The organism is Mesorhizobium sp. WSM3862 (assembly GCF_002294985.1).
GTDB lineage: Bacteria > Pseudomonadota > Alphaproteobacteria > Rhizobiales > Rhizobiaceae > Mesorhizobium.
Map to the genome: position 1 here is coordinate 240,111 of NZ_NSGE01000001.1, position 14,646 is coordinate 254,756.

General features: G+C 63.5%; 17 protein-coding genes and 1 tRNA gene. 6 read left to right on the forward strand and 12 right to left on the reverse strand.

Features of this window, described 5'->3' with window-relative positions:
• Positions 1-25 precede the first annotated feature (25 nt).
• The 4 genes from CK224_RS01195 to CK224_RS01210 all read right to left on the reverse strand — a co-directional run bounded on the left by CK224_RS01195 (position 26) and on the right by CK224_RS01210 (position 3,189).
• The gene (locus CK224_RS01195; protein WP_095780543.1) at positions 26-1,591 is read right to left on the reverse strand and encodes an amidase family protein; all 1,566 of its coding nucleotides are present in this window, start codon (positions 1,589-1,591) and stop codon (positions 26-28) included.
• Complete coding sequence (locus CK224_RS01200; protein ID WP_095780544.1) at positions 1,591-2,049, reverse strand: GNAT family N-acetyltransferase; 459 nt, start codon at positions 2,047-2,049, stop codon at positions 1,591-1,593. The genes CK224_RS01195 and CK224_RS01200 overlap by 1 nt, the downstream gene beginning before the upstream one ends.
• A gap of 7 nt (positions 2,050-2,056) precedes the next feature.
• Entirely contained in the window at positions 2,057-2,344 is a 288-nt protein-coding gene (gene gatC / locus CK224_RS01205) for an Asp-tRNA(Asn)/Glu-tRNA(Gln) amidotransferase subunit GatC (RefSeq protein WP_066992584.1), read from the reverse strand.
• A 137-nt stretch (positions 2,345-2,481) separates the two neighbouring features.
• On the reverse strand, positions 2,482-3,189 hold the full coding sequence (locus CK224_RS01210; protein ID WP_095780545.1) for a metal-dependent hydrolase: 708 nt from the start codon (positions 3,187-3,189) through the stop codon (positions 2,482-2,484).
• A 107-nt stretch (positions 3,190-3,296) separates the two neighbouring features.
• Between CK224_RS01210 and ruvX the strand changes: the two genes are divergently transcribed.
• On the forward strand, positions 3,297-3,779 hold the full coding sequence (gene ruvX / locus CK224_RS01215; RefSeq protein ID WP_095780546.1) for a Holliday junction resolvase RuvX: 483 nt from the start codon (positions 3,297-3,299) through the stop codon (positions 3,777-3,779).
• Here the strand turns inward: ruvX and CK224_RS01220 are convergent.
• The 3 genes from CK224_RS01220 to CK224_RS01230 all read right to left on the reverse strand — a co-directional run bounded on the left by CK224_RS01220 (position 3,721) and on the right by CK224_RS01230 (position 6,403).
• Positions 3,721-4,062 carry a DUF6105 family protein gene (locus CK224_RS01220; protein ID WP_066992578.1) on the reverse strand — a complete coding sequence of 114 codons (342 nt, stop codon included), beginning with the start codon at positions 4,060-4,062 and terminating at the stop codon, positions 3,721-3,723. The genes ruvX and CK224_RS01220 overlap by 59 nt on opposite strands.
• Complete coding sequence (locus CK224_RS01225) at positions 4,062-4,622, reverse strand: hypothetical protein (RefSeq protein WP_095780547.1); 561 nt, start codon at positions 4,620-4,622, stop codon at positions 4,062-4,064. The genes CK224_RS01220 and CK224_RS01225 overlap by 1 nt, the downstream gene beginning before the upstream one ends.
• A gap of 152 nt (positions 4,623-4,774) precedes the next feature.
• Positions 4,775-6,403, reverse strand: a complete 1,629-nt coding sequence (locus tag CK224_RS01230) for a DNA alkylation response protein (protein ID WP_095780886.1) — start codon at positions 6,401-6,403, stop codon at positions 4,775-4,777.
• A 182-nt stretch (positions 6,404-6,585) separates the two neighbouring features.
• On the opposite strand from CK224_RS01230, the gene CK224_RS01235 reads away from it, so the two are divergent.
• From CK224_RS01235 to dprA, 4 genes are read left to right on the forward strand one after another with little or no spacing between them, the layout of a single operon-like run.
• Complete coding sequence (locus tag CK224_RS01235; RefSeq protein WP_095777744.1) at positions 6,586-7,551, forward strand: aspartate carbamoyltransferase catalytic subunit; 966 nt, start codon at positions 6,586-6,588, stop codon at positions 7,549-7,551.
• On the forward strand, positions 7,548-8,834 hold the full coding sequence (locus CK224_RS01240) for a dihydroorotase (RefSeq protein WP_095780548.1): 1,287 nt from the start codon (positions 7,548-7,550) through the stop codon (positions 8,832-8,834). Before CK224_RS01235 ends, CK224_RS01240 begins: the two co-directional genes overlap by 4 nt.
• Positions 8,835-8,888: 54 nt before the next feature.
• Positions 8,889-9,470: a glycerol-3-phosphate 1-O-acyltransferase PlsY gene (plsY, locus tag CK224_RS01245; RefSeq protein ID WP_095780549.1), complete on the forward strand. Its 582-nt coding sequence runs from the start codon at positions 8,889-8,891 to the stop codon at positions 9,468-9,470.
• On the forward strand, positions 9,467-10,594 hold the full coding sequence (gene dprA / locus CK224_RS01250) for a DNA-processing protein DprA (RefSeq protein ID WP_066992563.1): 1,128 nt from the start codon (positions 9,467-9,469) through the stop codon (positions 10,592-10,594). The genes plsY and dprA overlap by 4 nt, the downstream gene beginning before the upstream one ends.
• 30 nt (positions 10,595-10,624) lie before the next feature.
• Here the strand turns inward: dprA and CK224_RS01255 are convergent, their stop codons facing one another.
• The 4 genes from CK224_RS01255 to CK224_RS01270 form a co-directional block, all read right to left on the reverse strand.
• The gene (locus CK224_RS01255) at positions 10,625-11,770 is read right to left on the reverse strand and encodes a hypothetical protein (protein WP_095777747.1); all 1,146 of its coding nucleotides are present in this window, start codon (positions 11,768-11,770) and stop codon (positions 10,625-10,627) included.
• 100 nt (positions 11,771-11,870) lie between these two features.
• On the reverse strand, positions 11,871-12,056 hold the full coding sequence (locus CK224_RS01260) for a hypothetical protein (protein ID WP_066992556.1): 186 nt from the start codon (positions 12,054-12,056) through the stop codon (positions 11,871-11,873).
• Positions 12,057-12,240: 184 nt separating this feature from the next.
• A complete protein-coding gene (locus CK224_RS01265; protein ID WP_095780550.1) occupies positions 12,241-12,780 on the reverse strand; it encodes a J domain-containing protein in 540 nt (179 codons plus the stop codon).
• A gap of 493 nt (positions 12,781-13,273) precedes the next feature.
• Positions 13,274-13,349 (reverse strand) — tRNA-Lys (locus CK224_RS01270).
• 284 nt (positions 13,350-13,633) lie between these two features.
• Between CK224_RS01270 and CK224_RS01275 the strand changes: the two genes are divergently transcribed.
• Positions 13,634-14,089 carry a BA14K family protein gene (locus CK224_RS01275; protein ID WP_095780551.1) on the forward strand — a complete coding sequence of 152 codons (456 nt, stop codon included), beginning with the start codon at positions 13,634-13,636 and terminating at the stop codon, positions 14,087-14,089.
• 67 nt (positions 14,090-14,156) lie between these two features.
• Here CK224_RS01275 and CK224_RS01280 read toward each other — a convergent pair whose 3' ends face one another.
• Positions 14,157-14,636 (reverse strand): DUF6882 domain-containing protein, encoded by a 480-nt coding sequence (locus tag CK224_RS01280; RefSeq protein ID WP_067319793.1) that lies wholly within the window; start codon positions 14,634-14,636, stop codon positions 14,157-14,159.
• Positions 14,637-14,646 lie beyond the last annotated feature (10 nt).

A 14,646-nucleotide genomic window follows, 5' to 3' on the forward strand; every position in this document is an offset into this window, starting at 1 on the left:
CTAACGGACTAGATGAGGGACAACGCTACCACCACTTGTCCGGCTGGAACCTGCCCGCGGCCTGTTCGATGACGTGGGCGGTCTGGAACAGCGTTTCCTCGTCGAACGGCCTGCCGATGAGCTGCAGGCCGAGCGGCAGGCCTTTGCCGTCGAGGCCGGCGGGCACCGATATCCCCGGCAACCCGGCCATGTTCACCGTCACAGTGAAGATGTCGTTGAGATACATTTTCACCGGGTCGGCGTTCATGTCCTCGTCGGCGACGCCGAAGGCAGCCGACGGTGTGGCCGGGGTCAGGATGACGTCGACACCGGCAGCAAAGACGATCTCGAAATCGCGCTTGATCAGCGTGCGCACCTTCTGCGCCTGCAGGTAGTAGGCGTCGTAGTAACCCGCGGAAAGCACATAGGTGCCGATCATGATGCGGCGCTTGACCTCGCGGCCGAAGCCGGCGGCGCGCGTCTTCTCATACATGTCGACGATGTCCTTGCCGGGCACGCGCAACCCGTAGCGCACGCCGTCATAGCGGGCGAGGTTGGACGAAGCCTCGGCCGGCGCCACGATATAGTAGGCCGGCAGCGCGTATTTGGTGTGCGGCAAAGAGATATCGACGATCTCCGCGCCGGCATCCTTCAGCCAGGCAATGCCTTTCTGCCAGAGCGCCTCGATATCCTCGGGCATGCCGTCGACGCGGTACTCCTTCGGAATGCCGACCTTCATGCCCTTGATCGGCTTGCCGATCACCGCTTCGTAGTCCGGCACCGGCCGGTCGACCGACGTCGTGTCCTTCCGGTCGGAGGAGGCCATCGACTTCAACAGGATCGCGGCGTCGCGCACATCGCGCGCGATCGGACCGGCCTGGTCGAGCGAGGACGCGAAGGCGACCACGCCCCAGCGCGAGCAGCGGCCATAGGTCGGCTTGATGCCGACGGTGCCGGTGAAGGCTGCCGGCTGGCGGATCGAGCCGCCGGTATCGGTCGCGGTGGCGCCGGCGCAGAGGAAGGCGGCGACCGCGGAAGCCGATCCGCCGGAGGAGCCGCCCGGCACCAGCTGGGCGTTATCCAACGTCCGCGCGGTCTTCGCGCCGCCGGCCGAGACAAACCCGCCGTCGCCCTGATGCGTCGTCGGCGTCACCACCGTGTCGAGGCGCGAGCGCCGCCAAGGATTGATGACCGGGCCGTAATAGGAGGTCTCGTTGGAGGAGCCCATGGCGAACTCGTCCATGTTGAGCTTGCCGAGCATAACGGCGCCGTCGGCCCACAGATTGGATGTGACGGTCGATTCGTAGCGCGGTTGGAAACCGTCGAGCACATGGCTGCAGGCCTGGGTGTGGACGCCTTCGGTGGCGAACAGATCCTTGATGCCGAGCGGAATTCCTTCGAGCGCCCCGCCATCGCCCTTGCCGAGCTTCGCGTCGGAAACCTTGGCCATCTCGCGCGCCTTGTCGCCGGTCACCGTGACATAGGCATTGAGCACCGGATTGGCGCGCGCGATCGCCGAGAGATAGGCTTCGGTGATCTCGGCAGCCGAAATCTCCCTGCCGCGCAGCTTGGCGCGGGCCTCGGAAATGGTGAGATGTGTGAGGTCGCTCATCAGGCAAGGCTCTTTTCGTAAAACACCGACCATTCCGAGTCGGGATAATCCAGCACCGGGCCGCAACGCGAAAACCCGGCGCGTTCGTAGACGGCCCAGGCGGCAGGGTGGCGATCGCCGGTCTCCAGAACCAGGCGCTTCAGGCCTTCCTGCCGCGCCAAACCCTCGATCCGCGCAACGATTTGGGCACCGATCTTCTGGCCGCGATGCGTCGGCCGCGTGTACATGCGCTTGACCTCGCCCACCGCGTCCGCATGACGCTTCAGCGCGCCGCAGCCGACCGCAAGGCCACCGTCGCGGGCGACGAACACGGTCGTGTCGTGGCCAGCCATCTGCTCGACGGTGAGGTGATAGCAATGTTCCGGCGGCGTCAGTTCGAGCAGCGCGGTGTTGAGTTCTGCGACCAGCGCGCGCACGTCGTCCTGCAAGGGCGTCTCGACGCCGATTTCGACGGCCATCCTGCCCTTACTCCACAACCTTGGGAACGAGGAAGAAATTCTCTTCCGTGGCCGGCGCGTTGGCGACGATGTCGACCGCCTTGTTGCCGTCGGTGATCATATCCTGCCGCTTCTTCATCTCCATCGGCGTGACCGAAGTCATCGGTTCGACGCCGGAGACGTCCACCTCGTTCAACTGCTCGACGAAGCCAAGGATGGCGTTCAGCTCGCCTGTCATGCGCTCGGCATCCTGCTCGCTCACCGCAATGCGGGCAAGGTGCGCGACGCGCTTCACGGTCTGAAGATCAACGGACATGTCTATTTGCCTCGGGAAAACCAGTGCGGGCTATAGCGGCGCCGCGCTTGCGGCGCAACATAGATCATGCCGCCGACCGGGATGCGGTGCTTCGGGCGCCGCTCTAGGTAGTGTACCCTACTACATAGGGCGAACGCCTAGATCGTGATCGCCTTGCCGATCTCGGGCAGCGCCACCTTGACGCCGGATCCCTCCATGCCGGCGACGAATTTGTCGGCGGTCTGGTCGATCATCGGGAAGGTGCCGAAATGGCAGGGAACGACCGTATCGAAGCTGAAAAAGCGGCGGCAGGCTAGGGCAGCCACCGCGCCGCCCATGGTAAAGCGATCGCCGACCGGCACGATGCCGATCTTCGGTTCATGCAATTCGTTGATCAGCCCCATATCGGAAAAAATGTCGGTGTCGCCCATGTGGTAGAGCGTCTTGTCCTCCGGGAAATGCAGCACGAGCCCGCCCGGATTGCCGAGATAGGTGTTGGTACCGTCTTGTCCGCCGAACGAAGAGGAGTGCAAAGCCTGGACGAAAGTGGCGGTGAAGGGACCGCAATCGACGGTACCGCCTATATTGCCGGGGTTTATCTTCTTATCGCTGACCCCCTGGCCGACGAAATACATGCAGATCTCGAAATTGGCGACAAGCATGGCGCCGCTCTTCTTCAGCACCTCGGCGGCGCCGCTGATATGATCGCTGTGGCCATGGGTCAGAAGAACATGCGTCACCCCTTCGGCTGGATTTTCCCAGCCGCCCGTCCATGACGGATTGCCGACCAGATACGGGTCGATGAGGATGTTGGCGTCGTTGGTCTCGATGCGGAATGCCGAATGTCCATACCAGGTCAGTTTCATGAAGGGATTCCTCGATTTTCTCGTTGCCAAAGGATAGAACGCCGAAAGCAAATTGAAAGTCCCGCGGCCAATCAAAAAGGCGCGCGGTGACTAACCAGGACGAGCGGTTGGGCATCATAAGCATCGAGGAATTGCCGGCACTTCTCGCGGGCGGCCGCACGCTCGCCGGGCTTGATCTGGGCGACAAGACGATCGGCGTGGCGGTATCGGACCGAAGCCTGTCCTTTGCCCATCCGCGCCCGGTCATCCTGCGCAAGAAGTTTTCGCTCGATGCCGCCCAGTTGCTGGCTCAGCTCGAGAAGGACAATGTCGGCGCGATCGTGCTCGGCCTTCCCGTCAACATGGACGGATCGGAAGGTCCGCGCGCCCAGAAGTCCCGCGCCTTCGCGCGCAACATGGCCGCCTTGTCCGACCTGCCCTTCGTGCTATGGGACGAGCGGCTGTCGACGGTCGCGGCGGAACGGACGCTGATCGAGATGGATTTCTCGCGCAAAAAGCGCGCCGGCAAGATCGATTCGGCGGCGGCGGCCTTTATTCTGCAGGGAGCGTTGGACCGACTCCAGTCGCTCGGCCGAGCTGATCGGGGCTGACAGGGCCTTCCCGGCGCCGCCTGATCCATTCGGCGATTTGGCGCCGGCGGCGGAATGCCACCAGCCCGAGCAGCAGGAAACTGTCGAACACACAGGCCCGCGCCACCATACCGGGGATGATTCCCGGATCGACGCCGAGCATCTGGCCGTAAAGCTGGAAGACCAGGTCGTGCAATTGGCGGCTGAGCATCACGTAGCCGAAATTGATGTCGTTGAGAGACAGGAAGAACCAGCCCCAGAACAGGACCAGCGGAGCCGCCCAGAATGCGAACAAGGCGCGCATCAGCGGCGACCTCCGGGTCTGATTTCCGGCCGGCTGGAGATGCGGGACAGGAGCGAGCTGTGCGCCACGCCCGCTGCCATGCGATGGGAAACGACGGGGGCTTCGCCTTCATGCAAGGTCATCGCGGCGAGAGCCGAGCGTCGCTCGGCGAGCACCGCGACATAAGAGGCGAGCAGCGCCGTCATCTGGATGGCGACGACCATGAACAGCCCGTTGATGCCTTGCGCGGCGCCGCCGACGAGAATCACCGAAAGCAGGAAGGAGGCGCAGATGAAGGCTATCCGCACCACCGTATCGCCCGCATCCGGCCTTGTCGCGATGTTGAGCAGCGTCTCGACGAAGGCCCAGCAGAACAGCAGCGCGACGATCAGCAGAGCGACCGCGAGCGGCGCCACGACGAGAGCATGATCGAGATCCGGGAAACGGCTGCTTTGCAGCGAGACGCCAAGCACGCCGAGCGCCGACGCGATGCCGCGATTGCCATCCATGCAGATGTAGGCCAGCAGGGCGAAGACGACCGCCCAATGCAAGGCCAGAAATGATGTCAAAACGTGCCGCATGCGCTTCCTGCCTGGGAGCACGGGATCGTCATGGTTAACATTTCCCTACTCCGGTGGACAGAGTGGGCTCCGCGAAGCCTCCCCGCAACGGAAACCATTCGTTAAGGTTAACGGCAATCCACAGGCCGGCGATCGAACGCCTTTCAGGCCGCTCAATTCAGCGGCGGGTAAAGCGTGTCGATGATCATGCGCGCGTCATGGCGCGAATCGAGCATGCCGTAGGTGGTGCGCCATTGGCCGCCGAGTCTTGTTTCGACGAAAGCGTCGGCGATCCGCCCTGCCCCCAGCCGGCGCAGCTCCGCCGCCGCCGCCGAAAGTGCCAGCTGTTCGGTCAGCAGGCGCGCCGAGCCTTGGTCGGTCGAAGCCACCTGCATGGCCGCGTTGAGCACGCCGATGGTGCCCCGCCCGCCGGCGCCGAGGTCGCGGTCGATGCCGGCCAGCACCTCCTCGAACAGGCCTGGCGCGCGGCCAAGCACACGCAGCGCGTCGAGCGCCATGACGTTGCCGGAGCCTTCCCAGATCGCGTTGACCGGAGCCTCACGGTAATAGCGAGCAAGCGGCGCTTCCTCGACATAGCCGTTGCCGCCGAGGCACTCCATCGCCTCGTAAAGCAAGGCCGGTGCGATCTTGCATACCCAGTATTTGACCACTGGCGTCATGGCGCGGGCAAAGGCCGCCTCGCCGCGATCGCTCGCCGCCTCGTCGAAGGAACGCGCCAGCCGGAACGACAGCGCCGTCGCGGCGGCAACGTCGAGCGCCATGTCGGCGAGGACCCGCTGCATCAGCGATTGATCGACCAGACTGGTGCCGAACACCTGGCGATGGCGCGCGTGGTGGACGGCTTCGGCCAGCCCGGCGCGCATGAGCGCTGACGAAGCGACGGCGCAGTCGAGCCGGGTCAGCGTGACCATGTCCATGATCGTCTTGATCCCGGCGCCCGGCTCGCCGACCATCTCGCCGATGGCATTGACGAACTCGACCTCCGACGAGGCGTTGGAGCGGTTGCCGAGCTTGTCCTTCAGGCGCTGGAAGCGGAAGCCATTGCCCGAGCCGTCGCCCAGGATGCGCGGAACCAGGAAGCATGAAAGCCCTTCCGGCACCTGCCCGAGCACGAGAAAGGCGTCGGACATCGGCGCCGACATGAACCATTTATGCCCGGTCAGCCGATAGAAGCCGTTTCCCGCGCGCTCGGCCTTTGTGACATTGGCGCGCACGTCGGTGCCGCCCTGTTTCTCCGTCATGCCCATGCCGAGGGTAAGCCCGGTCTTTTGCACCGGCGGCTTCTGGCTCTGGTCGTATTTGCGCGTTGTCACGCGCGGCGCCCATTCGCGGAACAGCTTTGGGCTCGCCATCAGCGCCGCCAGCGAAGCGCTGGTCATGGTGATGGGGCAAAGATGTCCGGTCTCAAGCTCCGCGGTCAGGTAGAAGCGCGCCGCCCTCACCTGATGCCGGCGGCCGATCTCGGCATCGCCGTTTTCCCAAACCGAGGAATGCAGGCCGCCGGCAACCGAGCGTCGCATGAGCGCATGATAAGCGGGATGAAATTCGACCAGATCGACGCGTCGGCCCTGGCGGTCATGCGTCCTGAGCTTCGGTGTGTCGGTGTTGGCCAGGCGGGCAAGTTCCTGTGCCTCCTGCGTCATGACGAACCTGCCGAGCCCGTCCAGATCCTTGCGGACGGAATCGGAAAAACGCTCGGCAAGCTGGATGAGCAACGGATCGCCCCGCCATGCGTTGCCGCCCGTCAGTGGCGGCGGCTGGTTGATCACCTCGTCGGTCACGCCCAATCCTTCAGTTGGCAGAGAGGTCCTTACCATCTCAAGGCCGCGGTCGCGAATCCGAAGCCATCGGGCCTTATAGCCAAGCAATGCAAGGCGCGCGACGAAAATACCGGGGAGAACGCGCGCAATCCAAAGCTGGCGCTTGCGGCTGGCCGGACCGCACCCTATAGCAGCGCCTTGAGATGACCGACGCTTCGTCCCTGCCGCTGTTCCCTCACCGCCATCTTCTAGGCATCCGCGATCTTTCCCCCGCTGATATCGAGCTGCTGCTCGATCGCGCCGACCGGGCCGTCTCGATCTCGCGGCAATCTGAAAAGAAGACTTCGACGCTGCGCGGCCGGACACAGATCAACCTCTTCTACGAGGCCTCGACCCGCACGCAATCGTCCTTCGAGCTCGCCGGAAAACGGCTCGGGGCCGACGTCATGAACATGTCCGTGGCGAGCTCTTCGGTGAAGAAGGGCGAGACGCTGATCGACACCGCCATGACGCTCAACGCCATGCGTCCGGATATCCTGATCATCCGCCATCAGTCGGCGGGCGCGGCAGCGCTTCTGGCGCAAAAGGTCGGCTGCTCGGTGGTCAACGCCGGCGACGGCGCGCATGAGCACCCGACGCAGGCGCTGCTCGACGCGCTGACCATACGCCGCGCCAAGGGACCGCTGTCGAAGCTGATCGTGGCGATCTGCGGCGACATTCTGCATTCGCGCGTCGCCCGCTCCAACATCATGCTCTTGAACGCGCTCGGCGCGCAGGTGCGCGTGGTTGCACCCTCGACGCTGCTGCCCGCGGGCATCGACAGGATGGGCGTGATCGTGTCGCGCTCGATGGCGGAAGGACTGAAGGACGCCGACGTCGTGATGATGCTGCGCCTGCAGCGCGAGCGCATGGAAGGCGCTTTCGTGCCGTCGATCCGTGAATATTTCCGCTATTTCGGCCTCGACGCCGAGAAGCTGAAAGCGGCCAAGGAGGATGCGCTGGTCATGCATCCCGGGCCGATGAACCGCGGCGTCGAGATCGCCTCGGAAATCGCCGACGGGCCGCAGAGCGTCATCCAGGAACAGGTCGAGATGGGCGTAGCCGTGCGCATGGCGGTTATGCAAGCGCTGTTAGACCCGCGTCGCAACCAGGAGGGACGCGGCGCATGAGCGTGACGGTCTTCAACAAGGCCCGCATCGTCGACCCCTCGCGCGGTGTCGACGAGATCGGTGCGGTCATCGTCGACGGCCGCCGGATCGCCGCCGCCGGCAAGGCGGCGCTGAACCAGGGCGCGCCCGAAGGCGCTGTCGTCATCGACTGCGCCGGCAAGACGATCATTCCGGGTCTCATCGATGCCCGCGTCTTCATCGGCGAACCCGGCGGTGAGCACCGCGAGACCATCGCCTCGGCAAGCGTCGCTGCGGCAGCCGGCGGCGTCACCTCCATCGTCATGATGCCCGACACCAATCCGGTGATCGACAATGTGGCGCTGGTCGAATTCGTGCTGCGCACGGCAAGGGACACCGCAAGCGTCAACATCTTCCCAGCGGCGGCAATCACCAAGGGTCTCGACGGCCGCGAGATGACCGAGTTCGGCCTGCTGCGCGAAGCCGGCGCCGTGGCCTTCACCGATGGTCGACACACGATCGCCAACGCCTTGGTCATGCGCCGCGCGCTGACTTATGCCCGCGATTTCGGTAGCGTGATCGCGCATGAAACCCAGGATGCCGACCTTGCCTCGGCCGGCGTGATGAACGAGGGCCTTTATGCGAGCTGGCTCGGCCTTTCCGGCATCCCGCGCGAGGCCGAGCTCGTCCCGCTGGAGCGGGACCTGGCGCTGGCGCGGCTGACCGGCGGCGCCTATCACGCCGCCAAGATCTCGACGGCGATGGCGGTTGGCGCGGTGAGCCGGGCAAAGGCCGACGGCGCCAATGTCACGGCAGGCGTCGCCATCCACAATCTGTCGCTCAATGAGAACGATGTCGGCGAATACCGCACCTTCTTCCGGCTCACCCCGCCCTTGCGCGCCGAGGACGACCGGCTGGCGATGGTCGAGGCGATCAAGGACGGCACGATCGACATCATCGTCTCTTCGCACGACCCGCAGGACGTTGATACCAAGCGACTGCCTTTCGCCGATGCCGCCGCCGGGGCGATCGGGCTGGAGACGCTGCTTGGCGCAGCACTTCGGCTCCACCACAATGGCGATGTGCCGCTGCTCAGGCTGGTCGAGACCCTGTCCACCGCGCCGGCAAGACTGTTCGGCCTGCCCGGCGGCACGCTGAAGCCGGGTGGCGCGGCCGATCTTACGCTGGTCGATCTTGACGAGCCCTGGATCGTCAGCGAGAGCGGCCTGCGCTCGCGGTCGAAGAACACCTGTTTCGAAGGCGCGCGCCTCCAGGGCAAAGTCTTGCAAACCATGGTGGCGGGCCGCACAGTGTTTTCGGCCTGAACGTCAATCGACCAGCCGGAAGCAGCTCGATCGGACGAAATAGGTGGGGAAACAATGGGTTACGGGCTCGCACTGATCTTCGGGTACCTGTTCGGCTCGATTCCGTTCGGGCTGTTGATTACCCGCGCGGCCGGTCTCGGCGATGTCCGCCAGATCGGTTCAGGCAACATCGGCGCGACCAATGTGCTGCGGACCGGCAACAAGGGGCTCGCCGCTGCGACGCTGCTGCTCGATGCGCTGAAGGGCACCGCGGCGGTGCTGATCGCCGGACATTTCTCGCCGGATTTCGGACTGCTCGCGGGCTTCGGCGCTTTCCTCGGCCATCTCTTTCCGGCCTGGCTAGGATTCAAGGGCGGCAAGGGCGTCGCCACCTACCTTGGCGTGCTGCTCGGGCTTGCCTGGCAGGGCATGGTTGTCTTCGCCGTTGTCTGGCTCGCCATGGCCTTCCTGTTCCGCTACTCCTCGCTCGCGGCGCTCGCGGCGACGGTGGTCGTGCCGATCGCGCTTTACTTCATCAGCACGCCTCAGATCGCCGGCCTGTTCGCGCTGATGAGCCTGATCGTCTTCGTCAAGCACCGCGCCAACATCTCGCGGCTGCTCGCCGGCACCGAGGGAAAGATCGGGGCGAAGGGGTGAGTGCTCCGGTCGCCGGCCCGCGCCTCAGCGAGCGGCAGCGGCTTGCCTGGCTTCGCCTGATCCGCACGCCGAACGTCGGCCCTGCCTCTTTTCGCGAACTGATCAACCGCTTCGGCTCGGCCGAAGCCGCGCTCGAAATGCTGCCCGAGCTGATGATCTCGGGCGGCGCCAACCGCATCGCTCGCATTCCCTCCGCCGGCGAAGCCGAGGCGGAGTTGGAAGCGGCCCGGCGCGCCGGCGCCCGCTTCGTCGGCATCGGCGAAGCAGACTATCCCGCTTTGCTGAAGACCCTGGACAACCCGCCGCCGCTGTTGGCGGTGAAGGGTGAAGGCGCGGTGTTCCGTCTCCCTGCGGTGGCGATCGTCGGCGCCCGCAACGCCTCGCTCGCCGGCATCAAGATGGCGCGCATGCTGGCGAGCGACCTCGGTCGCGAGGGCTACGCCATCGTCTCCGGCCTCGCACGCGGCATCGACACCGCGGCGCATCAGGGGAGCCTTTCGACCGGCACGGTCGGAGTGCTGGCCGGCGGCCTCGATGTGCCCTACCCGCCGGAAAATGCCGGTCTGTGCGACGACATCGCAGAGCGCGGCGGCGCCATCGTTTCGGAAATGCCCTTCGGCTGGCAGCCGCGAGCGCAGGATTTCCCGCGCCGCAACCGCCTCGTCGCCGGCATTGCGCTCGGGCTCGTCGTGGTCGAAGCCGCACAGCGCTCGGGTTCGCTGATCAGCGCCAGGCTGGCCGGCGAGATGGGCCGACTGGTCTTCGCGGTTCCGGGCTCGCCGCTCGACCCGCGTGCCGCCGGCAGCAATGCGCTGCTCAAGGACGGCGCCACGCTCGTCACCGAAGCGGCCGACATTCTGGGCGCGCTGGCACCGCTGGCTGGCACTCGCCCGCCAAGGACCATGCCGCTCGCCGAGGCGCCCGACTTGTCGGCAATGCCGCCGCCCGGCGAAGACGAACGCGCCGACGTGCTGGAAGCGCTCGGCCCGACGCCGATCGCGGTCGACGAGATCATCCGCCACACAGGCCTGAGCGCCGCGCAGATCGCCATGGTGCTCTTGGAGCTCGACCTCGCCGGACGCCTCGAGCGCCATGCCGGCGGGAATGTGTCGCTGGTGGCGTGAACCCGGCTGCTCCGACCTGCGGCTTCAGCGTTAGCGGAACAAATATTTGGACACTTCAGGATTGCCGCGGCGCCACATCACGTTGTCCAGAAAATAGTGGTGCACGTTGATGAAGATCAGCACGATGAAGAAGAACAGCGAGGACCCGAGGACTTGCTTGTCGTAGGGGATCAAGGCGGTCATCGCCATCGGCATAAGCCAGAAGCCGAGATATCCGAGCGCACCACCCCCGACGATGAATCCCAGAACCCTAAGCCTGTAGAGAGGTCCGAGAAAGGACAGTACCTTCGGTTGCGGATTTTGTGCGGCATCCGCGACGTCGCGCTCGACGTTCGTCTGGTAGCGCCAGACCACGGCCAGATACTGCAGCGAGTGGAGCGCCGGCACCACTAGCAGCCAGAGCGGGTTTATCCTCGCAATCAGGATCCACAGATAGAGCGACGCGACATAGGCTACGATGCCGTTATACGGCAGCGCATGACCATTTCTGTGCCAGCGGTTGATCAGCATCAGCACCGTGGCCGCCGTCGAGGCGACGGCCGCTAGCAGGGCAATGTTGGTTATCCAGGAAGGGACCGCGAATGTGTAATATTCCAGGCCGTAATATTTCCCTTGGGTCACCGCCGTGTTCGTCTGGAGCCATGCCAGGATCCACACGACATAGCTGTTGACCAGCAGCACCTTCTTGTCACGATTGTCGAAGAATTTACGCTTCAGGACGGCGTCGACCATCAGCATGCCGTAGCCTTGCTTGACGTAGTGCCAACCGACGAAGAAGAACATGGCGTTGGCTGCGTATCCCAGCAGCTGAGTGTCCGCCCTTGCCGCGCCATATGCAAAGAACGCGGCCATGATCAGGGGGACGACGATGCCCGCGAAAATGTAGCGAAGCTGCAGGCTCTTCTCGTATCCGTTGCCCCTCACCTTGCGCCCGAAATTGCGATAGAAAATCTGGTACGAGTGGGCGAAGTGGGGGTAGTTGACCAGATATGCCACGACGACCATGGTTGCAGCGACGAGGCCTTCATATTCGAGCGGCACCAGGAACAGGATCGGCAGGATCAGAAACGCGCTGCCGCCGAGCATGAGGAAATCGGCGACCGGGCCAAAGAGATATTTGCCAGGCAGCGTCGCCGCTTTAGCGGCTGAAGCATCCACCGAAAGGTCAAGTGCCATGGTCGAGCTCTCCCTCGGGAAGGATCGACCTTAGCCGCCACCCCGCCTGGCGACAAGGTTGGGGTACCGCTCCAGCCTTTGCCGACGTCTCGATCCCCAGTTAGATGGAAAACTGAACGCGTTTCGGCGACTGCAGCTCGCGCCCCATCTTTGCCGCCTGAAAGATCGTCAGCAAGACCAGGATCGGCTCACCGTCTGTCGGATTGACGGTCAGGGCCACGCGGCCGAGTTCGTCACTCATGGCGCAAGTCCAGTCTTTGACGGCAATCACCTTCTTCTCGGGCAATTTATCCTCCCCTTGGGCCGCCATCCTGACGCTACCTGCCCGGTTGCACGGAACCAGGCATGGCGCGGCCGGCCCACACCGGATCGCTCCTCCTCGCCGGGCAACCATGGCCCCGGCGGAATTCGAACACAAGCATTCGCGAATGTAAGAGCAACCGATCAGCCGGCAGTATCAGAGGGCACCGTCAAGTTGCATGATCCAGCAGCCTGGTTGCGACGGTTTCACGGCGATGCTCTGAATTGGCGCGATCGATGCCGTCTACGGTGATCGCGAACATCCCGTTTTCGATCCTTGCTATCCAGCTCTTTGCCTTCAGATACCAAAGATGAAATTCCAGATGTTCTCGCGGGCAGCCTGACAAGCGTTCGAGCTCTTCATCGCCAATGCCAGGATTGTTGACGTCCTGTCGACGTTTTACATAGAGAAGCGACAGCAGCTTGGCCTGGATGACAATGTCCCGTTCAAGCCCTTTGGCATCGCTGGCTTCTTCGGCCAGCTCGCGGCGAACACTCAAATGGTCTCTATACTGGACATCGTATTGGGCGCGTTTGACTGGATCTTTGAGCGTATTGTGGGCTTCTACGATTTCCGAGAAGCGTGACTCATTGCCGGTATCCCGATTGTCGGGATGGTAGCGCATGGCAAAGTAACGAAATATCCGCTCGATCGTTTCCGAATTCGCGTTCGGGCTGATCTCGAGCAGCTCATAGTAGTCAACGAACATAGTGGTGATTCCACAGAATCGATATTGCGACACCACTCCCCAACGGCAGCATCGCGCAACCGTCCTGCCCGCGCAAGCCGCATGCCGAGCATGAACCTGGCAGTCAGAACTCACGGAAGGCTGTTGAGCGGCCTAGTCGGGATGCTGCGTCAAGGATGCCTCAACTTATTGTCAACGCGAGCTGACATCGAAGCGAGAGAGCAGCAGCGCCGGCAGGTCACTTTGGGAAGAACTCGCCGGGCGAGGCCCCCAACAACGGCCTTCAAGCCCGACGAGCTGCCGGGGATCAAGCCGGCCATGTCTGCGGTGCAAAGCCGATGCCAAGCATTCCCGTCCTGAAACGAGACAGGAAGACCAAATGCCACCGGGTCGGGTCGCTTCGGCTGCCGGGCTTTTTCGTTGCCAATCAGTTAGCCCCAGCTAAGCCGGGGCGTGAAAAGCGGTCTCCCGTTTCGCAGCCGAAACCTTATCTCTTTGAAATGGCCCGGATATTTGGTGAGCGCGATGGGATTCGAACCCATGACCTACTGATTAAAAGTCAGTTGCTCTACCGGCTGAGCTACGCGCTCCCGCGGGCTCAAAACGCCGCCCTCGAAATTGCGCGGAACATAGGGAGAGTGCCGCGACCGGTCAACCGGAAAAACACCAGCTTCCAAGGCGGATTTTGAACGGATTCCAAAGGAGCGGTTAAGGTACCCGGGAGAAGCTTTCGGTGCCTTCGCCGATCACCCGGACCCGGGCCGCTTCAGAAAGCCCTACGATAACAGTACGTTGATCGAGAAGCGGGAACCATTGCAACCGAGACCCGTTTTGCAACACAGGGACGATTACCAAACCCTTGAGGAGTACATCGATGAAACGGATCGCATCAGGCCTGATGGCAGCCGCCCTCTCGGCGTCGTTCATCGCGGCGGAGATGGTGCCGGTCAACGCTCAGCCAGCTTATGTGCCACAATCCCAAGGTCTCTTGTCGGATGTCCAGACCGTGCAGTATCGGGATTGGAGACGACACCGCAGCTTCAACCGCGATTTCTCGCGTCGGGACGGCGTCGTCTACTGGAACGGCCATCGCGGCTACCGTGAATATCGCCGCGGCTATCGCCGGCATGGCGATTATTGGTTCCCGCTCGCTGCCTTCGCCACCGGCGCGCTGATTACCGGCGCCATCATCAACAGCCAGAACCGCGTCTATCGTGGCGGCGATGCGCATGTGCAGTGGTGCTATGACCGCTATCGGTCTTATCGCGCCTCGGACAACACCTTCCAGCCCTACAACGGCCCGCGTCAGCAGTGCGTTTCGCCCTACTGACAGCCTCCAGTCAGTATCCAGGGTCGTTGACCGAGCCCGTGCCGCAAGGCACGGGCTCTCTGTTCGTTCAGCTGGCCCAGTTGACGCTTTTCAATATCAGGTACAGGCCCCCGCCTTCCCCTCGCGGTGAGCGATAGGCTCCGAGCGCGTTGCAAATCCGAACCATGGCACCGGTCAGTCCCCAACCAAGCGCTTCGAGGTCATCGGCCACGTCGAGCACATAAGCCTGCGCCAGTTCGTCTATGCCCTTCTCCTCGCCGAATGACCGAACCAGTTTGGCGTCGCTGAGAAGGTCGCCCGGCAAATTTGAATTTGCCCAAGCCCATAGCCAGTTGTCCGCCTTGGCGCTTGTAGAGCCGGCAATCTGTATGTGAGCGACCACCTTGACGACACCATCTGCCGAAAAAAGCAGTTTTCCGGTGGTTAAGTCATAGTCGTAGCGCTGCCAGCTGCCGAGGCGGAATTCATCCTCCAAACGATGGTTCTTGGCGTTCAACTGGTCGAAAGCCTCGTCACGCCATGCGGGATACCAATCCGGATGCTTCATGCCCCCTCGC